Origin of the sequence: Selenomonas sp. GACV-9, from assembly GCA_900116485.1 — a bacterium.
GTDB lineage: Bacteria > Bacillota > Negativicutes > Selenomonadales > Selenomonadaceae > Selenomonas_A > Selenomonas_A ruminantium_G.
In genome coordinates, this window is the sequence record FPAX01000001.1 from 21,971 (window position 1) to 43,981 (window position 22,011).

A 22,011-nucleotide genomic window follows, 5' to 3' on the forward strand; every position below is an offset into this window, starting at 1 on the left:
TATGGGATTAGTTTTCCAGGATATAGTCGATATGGACGCGGGCCGTAAGCGACAGGCTGCCCGGCTCAATCGTAGTGGCGGCAGCGGATTTTGCTGCCACGAGCATCGCATTGTCATAGCGGCGGGACTCGAGGTAGCCCGTGCTTTCCGAGACGTTCTGGATGCCGACGATGCGCTTGCCAAGCCCCTTGGCCAGGACATCCGCCTTGTCGCGGGCATCCTGTACGGCTTTCATCAGCGCCTCTTTGCGGACGGCTTGCGTATTGCTGGCCGTAAAATCGAGCGAATGGATTTGGTTGGCACCAGCGCCGAGGGCTGCGTCGATAACCTTGCCGGTCTTGTTGATATCGCGAACGATGACGATGATGGAGTTGTTTACCGTGTAGCCGCTGATCTCGTTGCGGTGGTTCTCAGCCGTGCGGTAGTTGGGGCGGAACGAATAGTTGTTGGTCTGGATATCCTTGGCCTCGATGCCAAGGGCCTTGATGGCCTTGTTGACCTGCTCGGTCGTCCAGGCGTTGTCGTTCTGTGCCTTGCCGGCATCGGTGGCCTGGGTGGTGACAACAATCGTGACCGTCGCGCGGTCAGGGGCAGCGATGCCGGTGCCTTCTCCATCCACGGACAAGGTCGGCGGATTCTTGGCTGCTGGGGCAGCGGCGGCAACACTGGTCAGCAAGAGCAGCAGCGCCAGCAAGACAAAAGCCATGCGTTTGATATTCATCATAAAACCTCCTCATATATATGCAGGAAAATTTGCTCATTATATTCTACCATATTTTGCGGGCAAATGACATGTCACGTGTTCCACTTACGTGGAAGATGGTAGTGGTTTACAAAGTTACAGAAAAAGTTTTCAATATGGCAGGAAATTTGCTATAATTAGACGAACATATAATAGTATTCATAGTTATATGTATTATGTTACACCTAGGTGCAATTGTAGATTGGAGTGCTTTATTATGATGGCATTGAACTTCCAGGCAGCAAAACATAAGAAGATGCTCATGGAACGCACGAAAAACTGTACGGTACGTCTCGGTGATGTATCCAAGCTCTATCCTGAGGGCTCTGTCGTGTGGATTACGACAGGCAAGAAGGGGGAGCCGAAACATAAGCTCTACTCGGCCTATCTTGACAAAGTCCGCGTCAAGACGATGGGCACGCTGACCTCTGATGATTTGGGTCATCAGAATCCAGAGATCAACTCGAAAGAAGAGCTCGTCGAAGACTTCGAGAAAATCTACAAGCGCCGCATCCTTATGGAAGACACGGTTACCGTTATTTATTTCACTGAGGTCCACGATGACCTTTGATGATTAGCCGCTGCAGTGCCGCAGATCATGCCGATAGATCTGCGGCATTTTTGTTGGATGGTAGATGATTTGGAACTTGCTGTTTTCTGTAGTAAAATAAGGTTATTGCAGAGAATGGATTTTAAGGGGAAAGGGAGAGTGACTGTATGAAACTGGCAATCTTAGGAACGGGCTTTATTGTAAAGGAAGGGGCTCTTCCAGCACTTAAAGAAGTGCCCGACGTGGATGTCGTGGCAATCTTTGCCCGTCCTGCCAGCAGGGGGAAAGCAGAAGAGCTGAGCGTGGCGTATGATATTCCGAAGGTTTACACGGATTATGAGGAACTGCTGGCCGACGCGGAGATTGACTTTGTCTATGTAGCTCTGATCAATAGCGTCCACTATGAGTATACGAAGAAGGCCCTGCTGGCAGGCAAGAATGTCATCGTTGAAAAGCCTTTTGCCTCGGCTGCCAGAGAAGTGCAGGAACTGAAGAATCTGGCTGTTTCCAGAACGTTATATGTATTTGAGGCTGTGACCATCCATTACCTGCCGAATTTTGCAGCCATCAGGGAGAATCTGCCCCGACTTGGCAAGATCAAGGCTGTAGTGGCCAATTACTCCCAGTATTCGAGCCGTTATGATAAATATCTGCAGGGGGAAGTTTTGCCAGCCTTTGATCCTAAGCGCAGCGGCGGTGCCTTGTATGATATCAATATCTATAACTTGAATTTCATCATTGGCCTGTTTGGAAAACCGGAATCGCTGACCTATACGGCAAATCTTGGCTTCAATGGCATCGACACCAGTGGCATGGTCAATATGAAGTACCCGGATTTCTTTGCGCTGGCCATTGGTGCCAAGGACACGGAAAGCCCAGGCTATATCACCATCCAGGGGGAGAAGGGCTATATCAAGGTAATCGATAAACCCAATGAACTCCGCTCCTTCGAGATAAGTCTTCGCGGCAGTGGTGTTACCACGCATTATGAGCTCAATCGCTATAGTCATCGCATGGTCCACGAATTCCAGGAATTTGCGCGAATCTATGCCGCTGGCGATTATGAGACCATGAAGAGAGGGCTGGAGGTTTCCGTCGCTGTACTCGAAACAGCAGAAACAGCCCGCAGGCAAGTGGGAATCGTCTTCCCTGGCGATGCGGAATAGTTATGATCAGTAAGTATTGATGGAGAAGATGCGATGCTTCATATAGGTTGTCATTTATCGTCGTCGCGGGGGTATTTAGCGATGGGCAAAGAGGCGGTGGCTTTGCAGGCGGATACCTTTGCTTTTTTTACGCGCAATCCACGCGGGGGGCGGGCCAAGGAGATCGATGCCGATGATGCCGCAGCGTTTCGTGCGTTTGCCGCAGTGCATGATTTTGTCAAGATCGTTGCCCATGCGCCCTATACGATGAATCCCTGCGCGGCCAAGGAGGAGCTGCGCACGTTTGCCCGGGACATGATGGCTGATGACCTGCGGCGCATGGAGTATACGCCTGGGAATTATTACAATTTCCATCCGGGCAGCCATGTCAAGCAGGGGGCCGAGGCAGGTATTGCGCTTATCGCCAGCCAGCTCAATGAGGTACTATGTCCAGAGCAGACGACCGTGGTGCTGCTAGAGACGATGGCTGGCAAGGGCACGGAGGTCGGACGTGACTTTGCTGAGCTGCGGGCAATCCTTGATGCGGTGAAACTTCGCGATAAGATGGGGGTCTGCCTTGATACCTGTCACGTTTGGGATGCTGGCTATGATATCGCAGCGGATCTCGATGGAGTGCTCACTGAATTTGATCGGGTGATCGGGCTGGATAGATTAAAAGCCATACATCTAAACGACAGCCTGAATGATTGTGGTTCTCACAAGGACCGCCATGCGCGCATCGGGGAGGGCAGGATTGGTCTTGCGGCACTGAAACGGGTGGTCAATCATCCAGCGCTTTGCGAGCTGCCCTTTATCCTGGAGACGCCCAATGATCTTGCCGGCTATGCCCAGGAAATCAAAATGATGCGCAGCTAGCGCGATGATTCTTGCGCTTTTCAGAGAGTTTCCTTATAATAGGGATAGCAATCTTGAAGTGATGAGGTGTAACCTATAATGAAGGAAAAGAAACGTCTTTATACACTGGCTGGCGTGGTAGTAGTTGTGGCCGTCGCTGCTGGTGGTTTTCTGTGGAATGGGATGCAGTCGTCCCAGAACGCGCAGGTGGATAGTGGTGCCGTAACGTCAGTGGAGCAGGCCAAGGAGCCTCAGGCCGTCACAGAGCCGGCTAAGACAGAGGCTCCGGCTGCACAGAAACAGAACCTTCCGGCAGAGGACGTCGTGGCAATGACCTTTGAGGGTACGAATACCTATATTGTCGCAGGTTCGGTGACGGGCACGAAGAATGGCTCCCAGTGGGCAGCGACGCTTCGCAATGGCAATGCTGGCAAGCTGTCAAAGGTCGAGTTCAAGCAGGAAGGGCAGAAACTTATGACGCGCAACGATGATGGCCCTTGGCGTCCGGTCGACGAGATGGACCGCTCGATTTTCAACAAGATCCAGGAAATTGTAGCAAAATAGGAAAAAAATCAAAAAAGTTTCATTTTAGGTGTTGACAAGTCATACCCTTATCCGTATAATAATATTTGTCGCTGAGAGATACAGCGGCGAAACAAAAAAACGGCCCGGTAGTTTAGTTGGTTAGAATGCCGCCCTGTCACGGCGGAGGTCAGGGGTTCAAGTCCCCTTCGGGTCGCCATTATGCGGAAATAGCTCAGTGGTAGAGCACCACCTTGCCAAGGTGGGGGTCGCGAGTTCGAGCCTCGTTTTCCGCTCCATTATTTCGGCGACATAGCCAAGTGGTAAGGCCGAGGACTGCAAATCCTCTATCCTCAGTTCGATTCTGAGTGTCGCCTCCAAAATAAGCAATTTGGTCTGGAAAAGATGTTTCCAGGCTTTTTTTGTTACAAAAAAGATTTTCAAACTATTATAAATTATCATATAATAAGAGTGGACGTTGGATCCGAAACAAAAAGTGAGGAGGTTTAGACAATGCGCAAGAAATTGATGGTGGCGGGAATAGCGGCAGGGCTGCTGACTGTGCTGGGGCCGGGGAGTGTGGATACTCCATGGCAAGCGACGGCCAGTGCCTGTGAGGAGGGGGCAGCTGAGGAACGCATCCCGTTCAGCATGCCACTGGCCTATTCCTCGGATGTCGTAACGAAACAACTCTATCATGAGCAGGATGGCAGGCTGCTTATCGAGGCCAAGACGTTTTCCGTGACGCTGTCGGGAAAATACATGGGATACTATCCACAGCTGCAGCAGACCTTAAAGCGCATCTCGAAGGAAAACCGCCGGCATCTAAGCAAGGTGCTGCGGTCGTGGCGGCAGGACCTGGATGAGACCTATGAGCTGCGCCGGCACGATTATGCGCTCCACAAAGATGAGGTTCCATTTACCTATGAGGAAAGCTATAGCGGCTTGCGGGCTGACTCCCATGTATTCAGCTTTGCATGCAGCGAGTACAGCTATCTGGGCGGTGCCCATCCGGTGCTTTATTATAAGGCTGTGACGATTGATACGCGAACAGGCACCATTCTGAAACTTGCCGATGTCCTTCAGCATACGGATGGCTTTGCGGCTGTGATTGCTGACGAGGCTATTGCGCAGCAGGAATACCGGGGGCAGCTGCCAGAGCGTGACGAAGCTATCAGACTCATTGAGCAGATGATTGGTGACGATAGTTTGGTGTTCGGTCTCGATGACGATGGCATGAAGGTCTACTTCGGCAATTATGCGCTGGGCACTTATGCGATGGGAACGATGGTCGTCAATGTTCCCTATGGAGCCCATGGCGATTACTTCCGCCCCAAATACATCTTTGAGGGAATTCGGGCGAAGGGATAAAACTAAATCGATATGACAGACCGGAACGGTGACATTGATACGTTCCGGTCTTTTTTGTACCCTTTTCATTCTCAATGAGAACTGCTATAATTAAATATTGTTTTATTAATGATATGAGGAGTTGTTCGCCAATGGCTAATGAACCGTCCCGGATTACTGATAACTTGCTGAATGTCTATAATTACTGCTTTGTGGAGACCGTCCCGTACGCGTTCTTCAAACCCAATCCGGAACGGGATATTCCGGTGAAACTCGTGGATAAGGAGTATCATTGCGAGGCTTGCGGCAAAGTGACGAAAGTCAAATACAATCCGCGGCCGCTGACATATTATTCGAAGGGAAAGCTTGCCCAGCAGCGCCGGATTTACGATACGATTGGCAAGTCGTTCCCGTTCATGGGCGAAATCGCAGCTGGCGAACCGTTTACCAATGAGGCCGTTGGCCTTTGCCGTGAATGTGCCGCAAAAGAAGTGCTGACGGCAGAAACGCCGGAGCAGCAGGTGGTAAACCTTTCGGAAGAGCTGCATCGCGCCGATGAGCTCGTTGTAGCCAAGGCGCGGGCGGCGATGGAGAAGGCGCTGACCGATTGGCTGGCTGGCGTTGAGACGCCCGAGACATTCCTGCAGTACAATCTTACCGATTTCAATGCCTTGCGTGATTTCATCTGTGCGGTTATGCTGGAGGATACCACAGGGGTTCAGGCGGTACTGACGGAGTATCTGGCGACGGTGGGCGAGGTCGAGACGCGCCTGCGCGCGCTGCTGGCGCAGCTTCCCGAGCAGTGGAAGGCCTATGCGGCGCGTTCGACGGCTGTTTTTGAGTCGATGCATGACAAATTGTACCATGAATATACGGTGGCCTTCCCGGCAGCTGGCCAGTTGCCACAGGACTACTATATCAACCGTTCAATCGAGAAGAAACGCGTGCTGATGTTCCTCGAACAGCCTCGGGTTGAGTCGCTGGAGGAGCTCTTGCAGGAGGTCGGTTTCCATGGTGAGTGGATCGATCTTGTCAATGCGCGGCTGCAGCAGTTCGGGTCAGAACAGGAAAAGGAATAAGGAGTTACAGAGAAGAATGAAAAAGGCTTTTATTGGCGTCTACGGATGCCAAATGAATATCAGTGATGCCGAGCGCATGGAAGGCCAATTAAAGACCATCGGCTACGAGCGCGTGGAGGAGATGGAGGGCGCCGACCTCATTCTCCTGAATACCTGCTGCGTGCGCGAGACGGCCGAGGATAAGGTCTATGGCAAGATTGGCGAAATCAAGCATCTGAAGCGTGCCAATCCGGAGCTCATCTTTGGTATCACGGGCTGCATGGCCCAGAAGGAGAGTGACGGGCTCATCAAGCGCGCCCCTCACATCGACTTTGTGCTTGGTACCAATAAGGTCCATGAACTGACACATGTTGTACAGGAAATCGAGCGGGAGCGCGGTCATATCGTCGATACGCAGCTGGGCGAGACAGAACTTCCCGACGATGTGCCGGTGGCCCGCGGGGGCAAGTTCTCGGCCTGGGTACCTATCATGTACGGCTGCAACAATTTCTGCACCTACTGCATCGTTCCCTATGTGCGCGGCCGTGAGCGCAGCCGTCTGCCCGAAGATGTCGTGCAGGAAGTCCGTGAGGCCGTGGCTCAGGGCTATAAGGAAGTCACGCTCTTGGGCCAGAATGTCAATTCCTATGGTAAGGACCATAAGCAGGCCGACTTTGCCGATCTCTTGAAAATGGTCGACGAGGTGCCGGGGATCGAGCGCGTGCGCTTTATGACGTCGCATCCGAAGGATTTGAGCGATAAGGTCATTGCGGTAATTCGCGACGGCGAGCATATCTGCGAGCACATCCATCTGCCGGTACAGTATGGCAGCAACAAGCTGCTCAAAGCGATGAACCGCGTGTATACGGTGGAAAGCTATAAGGATTTGGTGCGACGCATCCGTCAGGAGATTCCGAATGCTTCGTTGACTACAGACCTTATCGTTGGCTTCCCAGGTGAGACTGAGGAAGATTTTGCCGAGATGCTCGCGTTCCTCAAGGAAATCCGCTATGATTCGGCTTATACGTTCATCTACTCGAAGCGTTCGGGGACGCCGGCTGCGACGATGGAAAATCAGGTGGACGACAAGGTCAAGCATCAGCGCCTCGAACAGCTGATGGCCCTGCAGAATGAAATCAGCCTCGAAATCAATCAGGGGCTCCAGGACAAGGTGCTGGAAGTCATGGTCGAGGGGCCGAGCAAGAACGATGCGGACACTTGGACGGGCCGCACGCGCACGAATAAGATCGTACTGTTTGCTCATGGTGATGAGCAGGAGGGCGATTTCATCAATGTCAAGATTACACAGCCGCAAACCTGGGTATTGAAGGGCGAGCGGGTTTAATAGACCGGAGGTATATCCATGGAACTTACGCCGATGATGCAGCAGTATCTGGCTACGAAGGAGCAGAATCCCGGAAGTATCTTGTTCTTCCGCTTGGGCGATTTTTACGAAATGTTTTTTGACGACGCCCGGATTGTCTCCAAGGAGCTGGGGCTGACCCTTACAAGCCGCAGCGGCAATAAAGATAAAGCGCCGATGTGCGGCGTACCGTATCATGCGGCGGAGACCTATATCAATAAGCTCGTGGGCCGTGGCTATAAGGTGGCGATTGCTGAGCAGATTGGCGACCCGAAGGCCAAGGGGCTCACGAAACGCGAAATCATCAAGATCATCACGCCGGGCACGGTGCTTTCCGAGTCGGCCCTCAAAGATGCGCAGAATAACTACATCGCGCTGGTCTATGAAAAGAATGAAGATATTGTGCTCGCTGGCGCGGATATCTCCACGGGCGAGTGTTTTTATGGCATCTACACGGGGGGCAACCGCCTGCAGATGCTCTTGGATGAGCTCTACCGCCTTGCGATGCCGGAGCTCTTGGTCGTCGGCAAGCCGTCCTTTATGGACGCGCTCAAGGAGTTTACCGATTTGCGTCTGCCGAATTGCTCGTATACGCTGCGCGAGGAGATTTCGCGCGCCGTTGACGACCGCATCATCCAACATTTCGATGCGGCGACGCGGCCCGATAATCAGGAGGCCCGGGAGGCTGTCGCAACGCTTCTGGACTACCTCCATGAAACGGTCATGACGGATCTTACCCATCTGAACAAGATCACCTATCTTGATGCGTCAGAGAATCTCGTTATCGATACGTATACGCTGCGCAATCTCGAAATCACGCGCAACCTGCGTGATGGCGGCAAGAAGGATACGCTCCTTGACGTACTTGATTTTACCGAGACGGCCATGGGCAGCCGCCTTTTGAAGAAGTGGCTCGAGTATCCACTGCTCAACGTGCTGCCGATAAACCGCCGTCTCGATGCGGTCGAGGAACTCACGCAGGATTTTGCCCTGCGCGGCGGCCTGCGGGCAGACTGCAAGGAAATCCACGATTTCGAGCGGTTGCTCACGCGCATCGAGGTTGGCACGGCCAATGCCCGCGACCTTATCGCCCTGAAGATTTCGCTCATGTGCCTGCCGGGCATCCAGCAGCATATGGCTGGGGTCAAGTCCCAGGTGCTTACGGAGTGCAAGGCGGGCATCCAGTCATTTGATGCCCTCGTGGACCTTTTGCAGCGCTCGATCGTCGAGGAGCCTGGCATCTCCCTGCGGGAGGGCGGCATCATCAAATCCGGCTACAACGCCGAGCTTGACGAATACCGCCGCATTGCCCATGACAGCAAGGCCATGCTGCAGGAAATCGAGGAGCGGGAGAAGGAAGCGACGGGCATCAAGTCGCTGAAGATTGGCTACAACAAGGTCTTCGGCTACTATATTGAGGTGCGCCACAGCGGCACCGACCTCGTGCCCGACCGCTATATCCGCAAGCAGACTCTGGCCAATGCCGAGCGCTATATCACCGAGGAGCTCAAGGAATTTGAGACGAAAATCCTCGGTGCACAGGAAAAAATCGTGCAGATTGAGTACAATCTGTTCACCGAAGTCCGCGAGACCATCAAGGGCCAGCTGACGGAAATCCAGGCTACGGCTCACGAGATTGCGATTGTCGATGTGCTCACGAGCCTTGCGGAGGCGGCAAGTACCTATAACTATGTGCGCCCGCGCATGACAAATGATGGCGCCATCGACATAAAGGACGGCCGCCATCCGCTGGTGGAGCGCATCTTGACGCGGGATCTCTTCGTGCCGAACGATACGCGGCTCAACCATAACGACTGCGAAATCATGCTGATTACGGGCCCGAACATGGCCGGTAAGTCTACTTACATGCGGCAGGTGGCGCTGCTGACATTGATGGCACAGATCGGCAGCTTTATCCCCGCGCGTGAGGCAGCGATTTCGCCCGTTGACCGCATCTTTACGCGCATCGGGGCCAGCGATGACCTCGTCAGCGGCCAGAGTACGTTCATGGTCGAGATGAATGAGGTGGCGCAGATCCTGAAATATGCGACCAAGGACAGCCTCGTGATTCTCGATGAGATTGGGCGCGGCACGAGCACGTTTGATGGCATGAGTATCGCCCGCGCCGTCATCGAGCATATCGAAAGCAAGGTCCATGCCAAGACGCTGTTTGCCACCCATTACCATGAGCTTACGGACCTCGAGGACGATAAGGTCAAGAACTTCTGCGTGGCAGTCAAGGAACGCGGTACGCAGGTTGCCTTCCTGCGCCGCATCGTGGCTGGCTCGGCCGATAAGTCGTACGGCATCCATGTGGCACGGCTGGCGGGCCTGCCGAAGGCCGTGACGAAGCGGGCCGAGGATATCCTGGCCGCCCTGGAATCCGAGCAGGGGGCAGAGGTAGCCGCGGCGACTGCGCAGGTCGCAAGACCCGCGGAAAAGGCCGCTGAGGCGGACGCGATGATGGGCTCGCTGTTTGCGAGCAGCTTGAGCGACACTTTGTTGTCACTCGATGTTATGACCATGACGCCCCTTGAGGCGATGAATGAACTTTACAAACTGCAGGAGCAGGCAAAGAGGGAGGCTGGACAGGCATGAGTCTTATCCATGTTTTGGACGATAATACCATCAACAAGATTGCTGCCGGTGAGGTGGTAGAACGGCCGGCGTCGGTCATCAAAGAGCTGATAGAAAATGCGATGGATGCTGGCGCAAACCGTATCGAAGTCGAGATCATGGCCGGCGGCACCAGCTTCATGCGCGTTACCGATAACGGCAAGGGCATGAGTATGGAGGATGCAAAACTTGCCATCCTTCGCCATGCGACGAGTAAGATTCGCGAAGTCGGCGACCTCAATACCATCGGCACGCTGGGCTTTCGCGGCGAGGCCCTGCCGACGATTGCCTCGGTCTCGCGCTTTACGATGCTCACGCGTCAAAAGGGCGATGACCTCGGCACGCGCGTCGATATCAGCGGCGGCAAGACGCCCGATATCATCGAGACCGGCTGTGGTCTCGGCACGACCATCAAGGTAGAGGATTTATTTTTCAACACACCGGCGCGCAAGAAATTCCTCAAGACGAACCACACCGAGGGTTCGAAAATCAACGACTTTATCGTAAAACTCGCTTTGTCGCGGCCCGATATCGAGTTCCATTTCATCAACAACAACAAGGTGTCGGTTGTGACGCCAGGCAATGACAATCTGTTTGATACGATACAGGCCATCTATGGCGCAAATGTCGCCGATTCGCTATTGGCATTGAGCCTGGAAAGTGAAGAAGTCAAAATCAGCGGCTATATCACGAAACCGTCGCTGCTCAAGAGCAGCCGCGGCTGGCAGACCTGCATCGTCAACGGCCGCATTATCCAGAACCGTGCGATAGCCAAAGCCATCGACAACGCCTATAAGTCGTTGATTCCCAAGAGTGGGTTTCCGCTGGCCGTGCTCAAGATTGAGGTGCCACAGCGCACGATTGATGTCAACGTTCATCCGCAGAAGAGCGAGATGAAATTCGAAGACGAGGGGCTTATCTTCAAGGCCGTCTACAAAGCGGTGCTCGACGCCATCCGTCCCGCGTCGGACCGCCGGCTCGGCGAAGTCGCAGCCGTCGTGGAAAAGCCGCGGCCCAACTATACGATGGAGCCCATGCATTTCGTGCCGGCAACGGAACCGGCACGACCGGTTTCCACGGCAGCTTATAGCCGTGACAGTGCTCCGCGCACGATTTACGAGGCCGTGCATCGGTCCGCAAGCCAGCCGTCGATTTCTTTTGCCACTGCTCAGGCTGAGCTTCAGCAGGCACGGCAGACGCATTACCCCGCCGTGGAATCACAGGAAACGGTCGCAGAAAGCACCAAGAGCTTTGGAACATCTGACCAGTCAATGTTGACAAGTCAAGCTGACAAGTCAGAGTTGACCGGTCAAATTGACTTGTCAGCAGCGGATCAGAATGGCGAAAATGCACCGCAGGCAGATGGCGATGGGCAGGCCCTGCTCGATGCTGATGGCACGATTATCCCGATTGGTCAGGTCGACCTTACGTATATCATCGCACAAGACGCCAAGGGACTCTATCTTATCGACCAGCATGCGGCACACGAGCGCATCTTGTTTGACAAGCTATCGGCGATGGCCGATGGCATCCCGTCCCAGCAGCTTTTGGTACATCAGCTGCTGACTTTTGACCGCAAGGAAGCCGCGCTCGTCGAGGAGAATAAAGAATTATTTGCCAAGCTAGGCTTTCACATGGAGTCGGCAGGAGATTTGGATTACCGTCTTATGGAGGTGCCGGCTGATGTGCCGGTCAGCGAGGCGGAGGACATCATCCGCGAAATCCTTACGGGACTTAATGAGATGCATGAGACGACGGCCAAGGAAATTCGCCAGCACTGCCTGGCGACGACGGCTTGCCGCGCTGCCATCAAGGCTGGCGAGGAACTCAATCTGCGGCAGATGCAAATCCTCTTGGAGGAGCTTTCGCATACGCCGTTCCCGTATACCTGCCCGCATGGACGGCCGACGATTTTGAAATTTTCCAGTGAGGATTTGGCCAAGATGTTCAAACGGACAGGCTTTGGCTTTTGATAAAGGGAGAGACTATGACAGATACTAAGCTTTCGGCGGCAGTTACGACGGCGCGCAAATGGAATGACGAGTCGATTGCGCTGGCCAAGGCGACGGCCGAAAAACTCGGCATTGCCTATGTGCCGCGTTTGCGTCTATCGGTCGATGAAGTGCGCGAACGCTATCACGTGGAGTTTGTCCTCGTGGCGAAGCAGGATTTATTGGTGCTCGACACGCCGCAGGGCGAGCTGTTCTTCCATCCGAATATGGCGCATCTGCGCCTCAAGAATATCCGCAAGGGCGATGGCGACCGCATGGCCGAGGCTATGGATTTAAAGCCTGGTATGTCTGTGCTTGACGGCACGTTAGGCTTTGGCGCCGACTCGATTGTCGCCAGCTTCGTCGTCGGTCCTGAGGGCAGTGTCACAGGACTGGAATCGCAGCCTCTTATCGAGGCCGTCGTGAGCCGTGGGCTTTCGCATTTTTCTGGCGATACCTGGCGCATCATCGAGGCTATGCGCCGCGTCAAAACGGTCTGTATGGATTCGCTGGACTATTTGAAAGGCCAGCCCGATAAATCAGTGGATGTGGTCTACTTTGACCCGATGTTCCGCCATCCTTTGATGGACAGTGTGAGCCTCACGCCGCTTCGTACGGTGGCCAATCACGCGGCGCTTACGCCCGAACATATCGAGGAGGCGCGCCGCGTGGCCCGCCACCGCGTCGTGTTCAAGGAAAACGCCCGCAGCGGCGAATTTGCACGGCTGGGCTTTACGCGCATCGAAGGCGGCAAATACAGCAAGGTGCATTACGGTGTCATGGTGCTGGATGAAGAATAAAATCGCATAGCATAAAACGGCTGCCCACAGGACTTACTGGTGGGCAGCCGTTTTTACATGGTGATGATAACGCGGTATATGGTATAGAAACAAGTGAAGTATAATAGCGTGAAGATGATGCGCTTGATGATGGGGACAGGAAAGAAGCGGAAGGTCAGCTGTCCTAGCAGGATGCCGCCGGCTAAGCCAGGCAATAGGTAGGTGAATTCGTTTAATGCTGGCAAAAGGTCCACACCGCCAAGGGTAAAGGTCGTTAGCGATACCAGGTTGGAGAAGAAAAAGAAACCGATGGAGGTGGCTCGCAGTTCCCGAGCGGTTATGGCGGTGCTGGTAAGGTACATGATGATGGGCGGCCCCGCCATGCCCGTGGTCATGGCCATGGTGCCAGCGGCAATGCCGGTGAACAGTGTATTGCGGGGGCTGATGGCAATCTGCTGCTTGCGCAGCTGCATGATGGTAAGGGAGAAGAGTATCACGATGCTGATGAGGATTTTCAGATAGTGGGCAGGGATGGCGGCGTAGATCTGATAGCCAAGGGGCTGGCCGAGGATGGCGCCCAGCAGCAGATAGCCGATGAGCTTCCATTTGGCTTCGCGATGCAGCAGGAGGGTCTGGGCGATGTTGCCGCAGGTGGCCAATAGAATCATGATGGGGATGACGAGCTTGGGATCGTAGAAGAACATTAAAAGCGGCGCTGCGACGATGACGAGGCCGAAGCCTGTGATGGACTGCAGGAAGGCTGCTAAGAAAACGCAGGCTAGTGGCGCCATATGCAGCGAGAGGTTTATAAGATATGTGTCCATAAAAGTACACCTGCCTTAACATGAGTCATACTCCTATTATACTACAGGATACGGAATCTTTTGACTTCAAGGATTCAATAAGAGTATAATAAATTTAAAGTTATTAAAGATATTATTTTCGATTATTTCGTGTCTTTCTGTGTGATCCTATTTGGCCAGGAGGATTTCGATGATGCAGTTCAAGTCCATGCAATCTCGTTTGACAACAATATTTATCGGCATATCTTTTTTGACGATGCTGTTTTTAGGCGGCTGTGGCATTTATGGTGCCGTGCAGGAAAACAACCGCCTGATTGAAGAGTTCCGCAAGGATATGGAGGAAAATGCCAAGCTACAGCTCGAGTGGCAGACCCATTCGGCCCTAAGCGTTGTGGAAAACTGTTACCAGGCCCAGCTACGGGGCGAGCTGACCCAGGAAGAGGCCATGCAGCGGGCCGCAGATCTCGTCCGCAATATGCGTTATGATAACGGGCAAGGGTATTTTACCATTGACACCGATCAGGGAGTTAATGTTGTTTTGCTTGGCAGTGATGCGGAGGGCAAATTGCGGATTGATGCCAAGGATCCCGAGGGGAACTATTACATCCGCGAGATGATTGAGCAGGCTAAGCAGGGCGGTGGGTTTTCGGACTTTATGTTTCCCAAGCCTGGTCTTCGGGAGCCGCTGCCCAAGCGTTATTATACAATGGAATTTGCGCCCTATCATTGGGTGATTGGCACGGGAATTTGGCTCGATCAGATTGACCGTCGGGTGGCTATGCGGGAAAAGGCCTTTGTCCAGAATATGAAGGAGCAGGTCATCCGCACCCTTACGGGGCTTGTCCTGCTGGAAATCCTGTTCGTCATGATGGCAGTCATTATCGGACGGCGTCTGGCCTATCCCATCAAGGTGGCGACCAAGAGGATGCGCGAGCTTGGCAATGGCAAACTCAAGATGGATGCACAAACCGAAACGGAGATGCAGGAGCTTTCAGAGCGCGATGATGAGCTCGGGGCCATGAGCCGGGCTATGAACGAGATGAACCGGAAGCTCTATGACAATCAGCAGCTCATCCTGCGCATGGCGCAGCGGGATGCGCTTACAGGCCTTGCCAATCGCCGTCATTTCACCGAGTTTATCCGGAAGTGCTCGCCAGATACCATGTTCACGCTGATATCGCTGGATCTTGACCATTTCAAGGAGGTCAATGATAATTTTGGCCATCAGACGGGGGATGCGGCCCTGCTGATCCTGGCTGAAGTCCTGAAAATCCAGTTTGCCGATGCCTTGAATGTCCGCATGGGCGGCGATGAATTCCTCGTGGTGCTTACGGGGAAGGTAGACCATGCGCAACTCGAGGAGCGGCTGCAGGCTTTCATGCGCCAGTTGATTGCCGTCTATCGGCGCGACCCGGGACTTGACTGCCTGACCATCAGTGCAGGCATTGCCTATGCCGCCGAGCAGCCGGTTCCCATTGATGTGCTGATGAATCGCAGTGACGAGGCCCTCTACAAAGCAAAAGCATGCGGGCGTTCCTGCTATCGCGTTTATCAAGAGTAACAAAAAACGAGGCATAACGCCTCGTTTTCGTTGTATTGGCAGTTTATTTTTTGGTAGCGCCTTCAATGACGATCTGCAGGGCCCAGCGGGCGGCATCGTAGAGGTCTTTTTCTGCGATGTATTCTTCCTTCGTGTGGCAGTTTTCCATGCCGACAGAAAGAACTACCGTGGGGACGCCGTAGGTGTTGAAGTGGTTGGCGTCCGAGCCACCACCGGATTCTTCCAATTTTACCGGGAAGCCGAGCTTTTGGGCGGCCTGGCTGGCAAGTTTTATGGCTGGGCAGTCTTTTGCGAGCTCATAAGGGCCGTAATCGGGACTTACCTCGGCTGTTATCTGGCAGCCGGTGGCTTTGGCGCCTTCTGTGAAGTGGTCGATGATAGCCTGCGTAATCTTGTCGAGCTTTGCCTTGTTGCGGCTGCGGCTCTCGTAGTAGATGTCGCAGGTATCGGCAACGACATTGGTGGCACTGCCGCCGACAATCTTGCCCACATTGCAGGTGGTCTCTTCGTCAATGCGGCCCTGTGGGGCAGTGGCGAGCAGTTTGCCAGCTGCGATGATGGCATTGTTGCCAGCTTCGGGCGCCACACCGGCATGAGCGGCCTTGCCTTGGATATGGATATGGAGCTGGTTCTTGCCCGGGGCCATGAAGGTCATGCAGCCCGGGTGGTTATGGGTGTCGAGGGTGTAGCCAAAATCCGCGTGCAAAAGGCTCGTGTCAAGATTCTGGGAACCGTGGACGCCGTTTTCCTCAGCAATGGTGAAGACGACCTGCAACGGGCCATGGGAGAGCTTTTGCTCCCGCAGCTGCCGCAAGGTCTCAAGGATAGCCGTGACACCGGCCTTGTCATCACCGCCGAGAATCGTCGTGCCGTCGGAACGGATAATGCCGTTCTCGCGGATGGGATGCACGTCACCGCAGGGTTCCACGCAATCCATATGAGCGGTCAGCATTATGGTCGGCAAATCGCTATGGACGTCATCCGAGGCGGGAAAATCCGCTATGAGGTTGCCGCAGTTGCCGCCGAGCTTTTCGCCAGCGTTATCTTCGTGGACGGTGCCGCCAAGGTCAGTCAGGCGCTTCGTCAGGATATCGCCAATTTCGCGTTCGGCGCGGGTGGAGCAGCGGACTTGCACGAGTTCCAGGAATTCGTCGAGCACACGCTGCTCATTAATGGTATCAGACATCAAAAGACTTCCTTTCTGAAAAACTGCTTTAGAGCAGGATCATTAGTACAATGGCGGCAGCCAGACAGGGCAGCGCATTGCGTTTGGATACTTCAATGGGGTTGACCTTGGCAAGGCCGGCACAGATGATGGCAGCACCGGCAACTGGCGACAACGAGCGGCCCATAGCACCGGCAATCTGTGCCAGGGAGCCAAGGTCCATGATGCTCATGCCGAACTGTTCCGCATATGGTGTGACGGCGCCATTGAAGGCGAAAGCAGCAGCATCGCCCGAGCCCGAAATCACAGCGATGAAGAAGGGGCCGAAGGTGCCGGCAGCAGCGGCAATCGACTGGGAGCCCTTCATGAGATCCGTGAGGGCCCCTGTAAGCCCCACGGCCGTCATGCCTGTCGTGAATACGCTGGCGCAGACGATAAGGCCGATGACATCGCTATAGGCATTGCCCATGCCCGTGAAGAAATTGCGGCAGACTTCCTGGGCATCCGACCAGGTGACGATAAGGCCGAGCGCTACACCGATAAGCATGGATAGCGGTACGCTGATTTCTGGCAGTACAGCGACCTGTTTCGAGCCGAGGATCAGCAGGAACAGCGGGACGATCGGAACGAGGGCGCGCAGCGGATTGACCTTGAAGTTACTAAGCTGCAGGTGCTCTTCTTCCGCGATTTTCTCCTGGTACGCCTGGCTGCGCTCAATAGATGCGCCTTCGTGGAAGAAGTAGGCATAGGCCGTCATGACGGCAACGCAGGCAATCGATGCGATGATCGATGCCGGTGTTTCGTTGATGATGACGGTCATCATATCGGTGCCCGCCAGATCAGCGACGAATGGGTTGTGGGCGTTGCCCGGGCTGATGGCACTGCCCCAGGTGCCGGCAAGTACCGTGGCGGCAGCCATGGCCGGATGGACACCAGCAGCGATCAGCGTCGGAATCAGGATACTGCCGACAGCAGCCGAGCAACCCGAGGCCGAGGGGATCGCAAGACTGATCCACCAGGTCAAAAGGAACGACAGCGGCACGAGCAAGGCACGGCCGCGATTGAGGATACCCGAGATGGACTGGACGAGGTGCTGGTCACATTGGGTGAGTTTCATGACATAGGAGAAACCCATGACCGTACAGATTGTCGGTACCAGCGAGTTGTTGACCATGGCCTTCGTGAAGGCCTTCATGACGTCTCCTGGCAGACCGCCAATCAGACACATGATGAGACCGGCGCAAAACAGCACCAGGCGGGCTTCGTACTTCTTGACGATGAGCACGAAGGTGAGAATTACCAGAATACCTCCAGCAATCAACATAATAAAACCCTCCAAACAATGAATGAAATTTGACAAATCAATTATACATTAATAATATTTATCTTACAATACTATACAACAATACCAATGAACTCGTTTCACGGACATGCCTGACGGGTGTAATGTAACTATGTAATGGTGTCTATGCTTTTCCAGTTGCATTATCCTAGTCGTAATGCTAAAATAATAGGGAATGATTTGATCGGATAAGTGTTATAAACTTTTTTTATCTTTTGTACGGACAATGATTGCTTCAAACGCAATAGCATATAAATTCAATAGTTGGAGGTGTATTTTTTGGCTAAAGGAGCACAAAAACTACAGATTATTCCCCTGGGTGGACTAGGGGAAATTGGTAAGAACATGACGGTTGTTCGCGTGGATGACGAAATCCTCGTGATTGATTCAGGCCTGATGTTCCCTGAGGAGGATATGCTGGGCATTGACCTCGTTATCCCGGATATCAGCTATCTGATCGAGAACCGTGATAAGATCAAGGCAATCGTGCTCACGCATGGTCATGAGGACCATATCGGAGCACTGCCGTATGTTCTCAAACAGATCAATGTACCGGTCTATGGTACGCGCTTGACGCTGGGCATCCTGGAGGGCCGCCTCAAGGAAAATGGCGTCGATTCGAGCAACCTGCATTCGGTCATGCAGGGCGATATCATCAATGTCGGCTGTTTCAGCGTCGGTTTCATTCGTGTCAATCATTCAATTCCAGATGCAGTCGGTCTTTCTATCAAGACGCCGGTGGGCATGATTGTCCATACCGGTGATTTCAAGCTCGACTACACGCCAATCGATGGCAAGATGACGGACTTCCGTCGTTTCTCGGATCTCGGCAACAAGGGCGTCCTCGTCATGATGGCAGATTCCACGAATGCTGAGCGCGCTGGTCATACGCCGAGCGAGAGCACGGTGGGGGCATCCTTTGACAAGGCCTTCCACAACGCCCGTGGCCGCATCATCGTCGCGACCTTCTCCTCGAATGTCCATCGCATCCAGCAGGTCATCGATACGGCTGTGCGCTACAAGCGCCGTGTGGCTGTGCTGGGCCGCAGCATGGTCAACGTCGTGAACATCTCGCTGGAGCTTGGCTACATTACCTGCCCAGAGGGCACGCTCATCGATATCGATGAAATCAACAACTTCCGCGCTGAGCAGCTCGTCATCGTAACGACGGGCAGCCAGGGCGAACCGATGTCGGCGCTGACGCGCATGGCGATGTCTGACCATCGCAAGGTCACGATTGCTCCGAATGATACGGTCATCATTTCGGCAACGCCGATTCCGGGCAATGAGAAACTCGTTTCCAAGACGATTGACAACCTGCTGCGTCTCGGTGCCAATGTGGTTTATGGCCGTGACAAGGGCGTTCATGTCTCGGGTCATGCGAGCCAGGAAGAGCTCAAGCTCATGCACAACCTCGTGCGTCCGAAGTTCTTCATCCCGGTTCATGGCGAATACCATCATCTCGTCCAGCATGCGAAACTCGCACAGGAGCTGGGCATGCCGAAGGATCATATCTTCATGGGCGAGAATGGCGTGGTCTTCGAGTTCACCCGCGATAAGGGTACGGTAGCTGGCAAGGTAACAGCTGGCATGGTCATGGTCGATGGCCTGGGCGTCGGTGACGTCGGCAACATCGTCCTGCGTGACCGCCGTCAGCTGTCCCAGGATGGCATCTTGATTGTCGTTGTTACCATGGACAAGGCCAGCAACACTGTTGTCGCTGGTCCGGATATCGTCTCCCGCGGTTTCGTCTATGTCCGCGAGTCGGAGGCGTTGATGGATGAGGCCAAAGCCCGCGTCGAGCAGGCTCTTGACCGCTGCGAGGACGAAGGTGTCAAGGAATGGGCTGCCATCAAGTCCAATGTCCGCGATGCCTTGGGTCGTTATCTCTTTGAGAAGACGCGCCGCCGTCCGATGATCCTGCCGATCATCATGGAAATCTAAAGTATCTGCCGCAAGGCAGCTATTGCATAAGAAAAGACTGCGAGAAGATTGCTTCATCTTCTCGCAGTCTTTTTTGTATTGCAGATTAAAGATGGATATTGCGGCGCAGGACCGGCAGCAAGAGCAGCGCTGCGGCCGAGTTGATAAGTCCTTCGAGGAAAAGACCTGGGGCCGAGGCGATACCTGCGCTGAGGCTGTCATAGAGCAGGGCACCGAAGAGGGTGTAGCCGGCAGTCATCCAGAGGCTGGCAATCAGGAACGCTATGGCTGTGCGCTGGACGCTGCTATCTTTCTGTGCGAGTTTCAGGACAATATAGGCCATGACGAATTTGATCAGCAGGGTCGGCAGGATCCAAAGGGCAAAGCCGCCGAGCAGGTCGGAAAGTGCCGAGCCCAGACAGGCGGCCAAAAGTGCCGGGCGGCTCGGCAGCAGCAGGACCATCAGGAAGATGGCAGCATCGCCGAGATGGGCATAGCCGAGAGGAATCGGGATGCGTGGCACGAAGGTCGCGAGGAAGACGACGGCAGTCATCACAGCGGCGAGGCAGAGCTCGCGAGCATCCCAATGTGTCTTTTCAACGTGTACTGTTTGTGCGGATATGGTGTTCATTGACATAAACTTCAACCTCTTTCTTGTAAATGGTATGAGCTTATTGTATACTGAATCTGGCTATAGAAAAAGAATCAAAATAAATCATTTTTTTATGTCAGATGAAGAGGATGAGAAGATTGTTGACCTATTCCTTTGAACAGGCGGGCGATAAGCCGCTTTATGAATATCTCTATGAATGCATCCGTGACGATATCCTGTCAGGGCGCTTGCAGGCAGGAGAAAAGCTGCCCTCGAAACGCGCGTTGGCACGCAATTTAGGTGTCAGTACGATTACGATCGAGGGGGCATATGGCCAGTTGACGGCCGAAGGCTATTGCCAGTCGGCACCGCGCCGTGGTTTTTTCGTGTCCAATGTCGTGCCGCGGGCAAAGGCTGAGCCGCAGGTCTTGCCAGAAAAACAGACCGTTGACCGGTCAGCGGAAAAAAAGCAATGGCTGGCGGATTTTACGGCCAACAGCGTTCCGGCCAAGCTCTTTCCTTTTGACCTTTGGACGCGGCTGCTGCGCAAGGTTATCAGCGAAGATGCGGATTCCTTGCTGGCCCGCTCCGAATCCTTTGGCGTCATGCCCTTGCGGCAGGCGATAGCTGATCATCTGCGCAGTTTCCGCGGCCTGTCCGTACAGCCGGAGCAGATTGTCATCGGTGCTGGCACGGAGTATCTATACCATCTGCTGGTGCAGTTCTTTGGCCGTGACCGGCGGTTCTGTGTGGAAAATCCTGGCTATGACCGCATCCGCAAGGTCTATATGGCCAGTGGTGCGGACTGTGTGCTGGCCAATATGGATGAACAGGGGGTGCGGCCGGAGGATTTGACCCGTCAACAGGCGCAGATCCTGCATATCAGTCCGTCGCATCACTTCCCGACCGGAATCATCATGCCGGTGAGCCGCCGCTATGAACTTCTGGGCTGGGCGGCTGCCGCACCTGACCGTTATATCATCGAGGATGACTACGATAGCGAATTCCGTCTGACTGGCAGGCCGATACCGACGATGATGGGAATCGATGTCAGCGACCGCGTCATTTACATCAACACGTTCTCGAAGAGCCTGACGCCGACCATCCGCATCAGCTATATGGTGCTGCCCAAGGAGCTCGTGGCGCCATTCAGGGAAAAGCTCGGATTCTACAGCTGCACCGTGTCGAATTTCGAGCAGTATACGCTGGCGCGCTTTATACAGGATGGTTACTTTGAGAAGCACATCAACCGCATGCGCAATTTCTACCGCCGCAAACGCGAGCGGTTGCTGGCACTGCTGAAAGGGCCAGCGGCAGCCGGCAAGCTGACAATCATCGAGCATGGCTCGGGCCTGCATTTCCTGCTGCGGCTCGCGCTGAGCGAAAGCGATGCGGCCTTTGGGGCAAAGCTTGCGGCCCAAGGCCTCCGCCTGCGTCCGCTGGCTGCCTACTACGAGGGCAGCCCTGAGCATTGCCAGCACCTCTTCGTCCTCAACTACTCGGGGGTGACCGATGATGTACTCGAAGACGCGGTGCAGCGTCTGTTACAGTGCGTGAAATAACAGGTACCATATTTATTCCTACGCAGGAAACTGATAGCGAGATGGCGAATATTGCAACAGGATATAGTTGCTCGGCAAATATCAGATTAATG

Annotated in this window: 18 protein-coding genes and 3 tRNA genes; 16 read left to right on the top strand and 5 right to left on the bottom strand. The window is 54.1% G+C overall.

Going from position 1 to position 22,011, the window contains the following annotated elements; translation table 11 throughout:
- Positions 1-7: 7 nt before the first annotated feature.
- On the bottom strand, positions 8-724 hold the full coding sequence (locus tag BM322_RS00110; protein WP_075427892.1) for an SIMPL domain-containing protein: 717 nt from the start codon (positions 722-724) through the stop codon (positions 8-10).
- 235 nt (positions 725-959) lie between these two features.
- Here BM322_RS00110 and BM322_RS00115 point away from each other — a divergent pair, with 235 nt between their 5' ends.
- The 13 genes from BM322_RS00115 (at position 960) to BM322_RS00175 (ending at position 12,992) form a co-directional block, all read left to right on the top strand.
- Positions 960-1,313, top strand: a complete 354-nt coding sequence (locus tag BM322_RS00115) for an ASCH domain-containing protein (protein WP_075427893.1) — start codon at positions 960-962, stop codon at positions 1,311-1,313.
- Positions 1,314-1,459: 146 nt separating this feature from the next.
- Positions 1,460-2,458 (top strand): Gfo/Idh/MocA family protein, encoded by a 999-nt coding sequence (locus BM322_RS00120; protein ID WP_075427894.1) that lies wholly within the window; start codon positions 1,460-1,462, stop codon positions 2,456-2,458.
- Between the two features lie 33 nt (positions 2,459-2,491).
- Positions 2,492-3,313, top strand: a complete 822-nt coding sequence (locus BM322_RS00125; RefSeq protein WP_075427895.1) for a deoxyribonuclease IV — start codon at positions 2,492-2,494, stop codon at positions 3,311-3,313.
- 78 nt (positions 3,314-3,391) lie between these two features.
- Positions 3,392-3,856, top strand: a complete 465-nt coding sequence (locus BM322_RS00130) for a hypothetical protein (RefSeq protein ID WP_075427896.1) — start codon at positions 3,392-3,394, stop codon at positions 3,854-3,856.
- Between the two features lie 101 nt (positions 3,857-3,957).
- Positions 3,958-4,034: transfer RNA gene (locus BM322_RS00135), tRNA-Asp, on the top strand.
- A 4-nt stretch (positions 4,035-4,038) separates the two neighbouring features.
- Positions 4,039-4,113: transfer RNA gene (locus BM322_RS00140), tRNA-Gly, on the top strand.
- Between the two features lie 7 nt (positions 4,114-4,120).
- Positions 4,121-4,194, top strand: a tRNA-Cys gene (locus tag BM322_RS00145).
- 133 nt (positions 4,195-4,327) lie between these two features.
- Entirely contained in the window at positions 4,328-5,185 is an 858-nt protein-coding gene (locus BM322_RS00150; protein WP_075427897.1) for a DUF3298 and DUF4163 domain-containing protein, read from the top strand.
- 131 nt (positions 5,186-5,316) lie between these two features.
- Positions 5,317-6,243 carry a hypothetical protein gene (locus BM322_RS00155; RefSeq protein WP_075427898.1) on the top strand — a complete coding sequence of 309 codons (927 nt, stop codon included), beginning with the start codon at positions 5,317-5,319 and terminating at the stop codon, positions 6,241-6,243.
- Between the two features lie 16 nt (positions 6,244-6,259).
- Positions 6,260-7,567 carry a tRNA (N6-isopentenyl adenosine(37)-C2)-methylthiotransferase MiaB gene (miaB, locus tag BM322_RS00160; protein WP_075427899.1) on the top strand — a complete coding sequence of 436 codons (1,308 nt, stop codon included), beginning with the start codon at positions 6,260-6,262 and terminating at the stop codon, positions 7,565-7,567.
- 18 nt (positions 7,568-7,585) lie between these two features.
- Positions 7,586-10,183, top strand: coding sequence for a DNA mismatch repair protein MutS (gene mutS, locus BM322_RS00165; protein ID WP_075427900.1), 2,598 nt, complete (start codon positions 7,586-7,588; stop codon positions 10,181-10,183).
- The gene (mutL, locus tag BM322_RS00170; RefSeq protein ID WP_075427901.1) at positions 10,180-12,174 is read left to right on the top strand and encodes a DNA mismatch repair endonuclease MutL; all 1,995 of its coding nucleotides are present in this window, start codon (positions 10,180-10,182) and stop codon (positions 12,172-12,174) included. Before mutS ends, mutL begins: the two co-directional genes overlap by 4 nt.
- Positions 12,175-12,188: 14 nt before the next feature.
- The gene (locus tag BM322_RS00175; RefSeq protein ID WP_075427902.1) at positions 12,189-12,992 is read left to right on the top strand and encodes a class I SAM-dependent methyltransferase; all 804 of its coding nucleotides are present in this window, start codon (positions 12,189-12,191) and stop codon (positions 12,990-12,992) included.
- A gap of 53 nt (positions 12,993-13,045) precedes the next feature.
- On the opposite strand, the gene BM322_RS00180 is transcribed toward BM322_RS00175, so the two are convergent.
- Complete coding sequence (locus BM322_RS00180; RefSeq protein ID WP_075427903.1) at positions 13,046-13,795, bottom strand: sulfite exporter TauE/SafE family protein; 750 nt, start codon at positions 13,793-13,795, stop codon at positions 13,046-13,048.
- Between the two features lie 169 nt (positions 13,796-13,964).
- Between BM322_RS00180 and BM322_RS00185 the strand changes: the two genes are divergently transcribed.
- Positions 13,965-15,335 carry a cache domain-containing protein gene (locus tag BM322_RS00185; RefSeq protein ID WP_075427904.1) on the top strand — a complete coding sequence of 457 codons (1,371 nt, stop codon included), beginning with the start codon at positions 13,965-13,967 and terminating at the stop codon, positions 15,333-15,335.
- Positions 15,336-15,378: 43 nt separating this feature from the next.
- Here the strand turns inward: BM322_RS00185 and BM322_RS00190 are convergent, their stop codons facing one another.
- A complete protein-coding gene (locus tag BM322_RS00190; RefSeq protein ID WP_075427905.1) occupies positions 15,379-16,521 on the bottom strand; it encodes a M20/M25/M40 family metallo-hydrolase in 1,143 nt (380 codons plus the stop codon).
- 28 nt (positions 16,522-16,549) lie between these two features.
- The gene (dcuC, locus tag BM322_RS00195) at positions 16,550-17,824 is read right to left on the bottom strand and encodes a C4-dicarboxylate transporter DcuC (RefSeq protein WP_075427906.1); all 1,275 of its coding nucleotides are present in this window, start codon (positions 17,822-17,824) and stop codon (positions 16,550-16,552) included.
- A gap of 363 nt (positions 17,825-18,187) precedes the next feature.
- On the opposite strand from dcuC, the gene BM322_RS00200 reads away from it, so the two are divergent.
- Positions 18,188-19,786 carry a ribonuclease J gene (locus tag BM322_RS00200; protein ID WP_318254477.1) on the top strand — a complete coding sequence of 533 codons (1,599 nt, stop codon included), beginning with the start codon at positions 18,188-18,190 and terminating at the stop codon, positions 19,784-19,786.
- 85 nt (positions 19,787-19,871) lie between these two features.
- Here BM322_RS00200 and BM322_RS00205 read toward each other — a convergent pair whose 3' ends face one another.
- Positions 19,872-20,402 (bottom strand): ECF transporter S component, encoded by a 531-nt coding sequence (locus tag BM322_RS00205; RefSeq protein WP_318254478.1) that lies wholly within the window; start codon positions 20,400-20,402, stop codon positions 19,872-19,874.
- 104 nt (positions 20,403-20,506) lie between these two features.
- Between BM322_RS00205 and BM322_RS00210 the strand changes: the two genes are divergently transcribed.
- Positions 20,507-21,919, top strand: coding sequence for a PLP-dependent aminotransferase family protein (locus BM322_RS00210; protein WP_318254479.1), 1,413 nt, complete (start codon positions 20,507-20,509; stop codon positions 21,917-21,919).
- Positions 21,920-22,011: the final 92 nt, after the last annotated feature.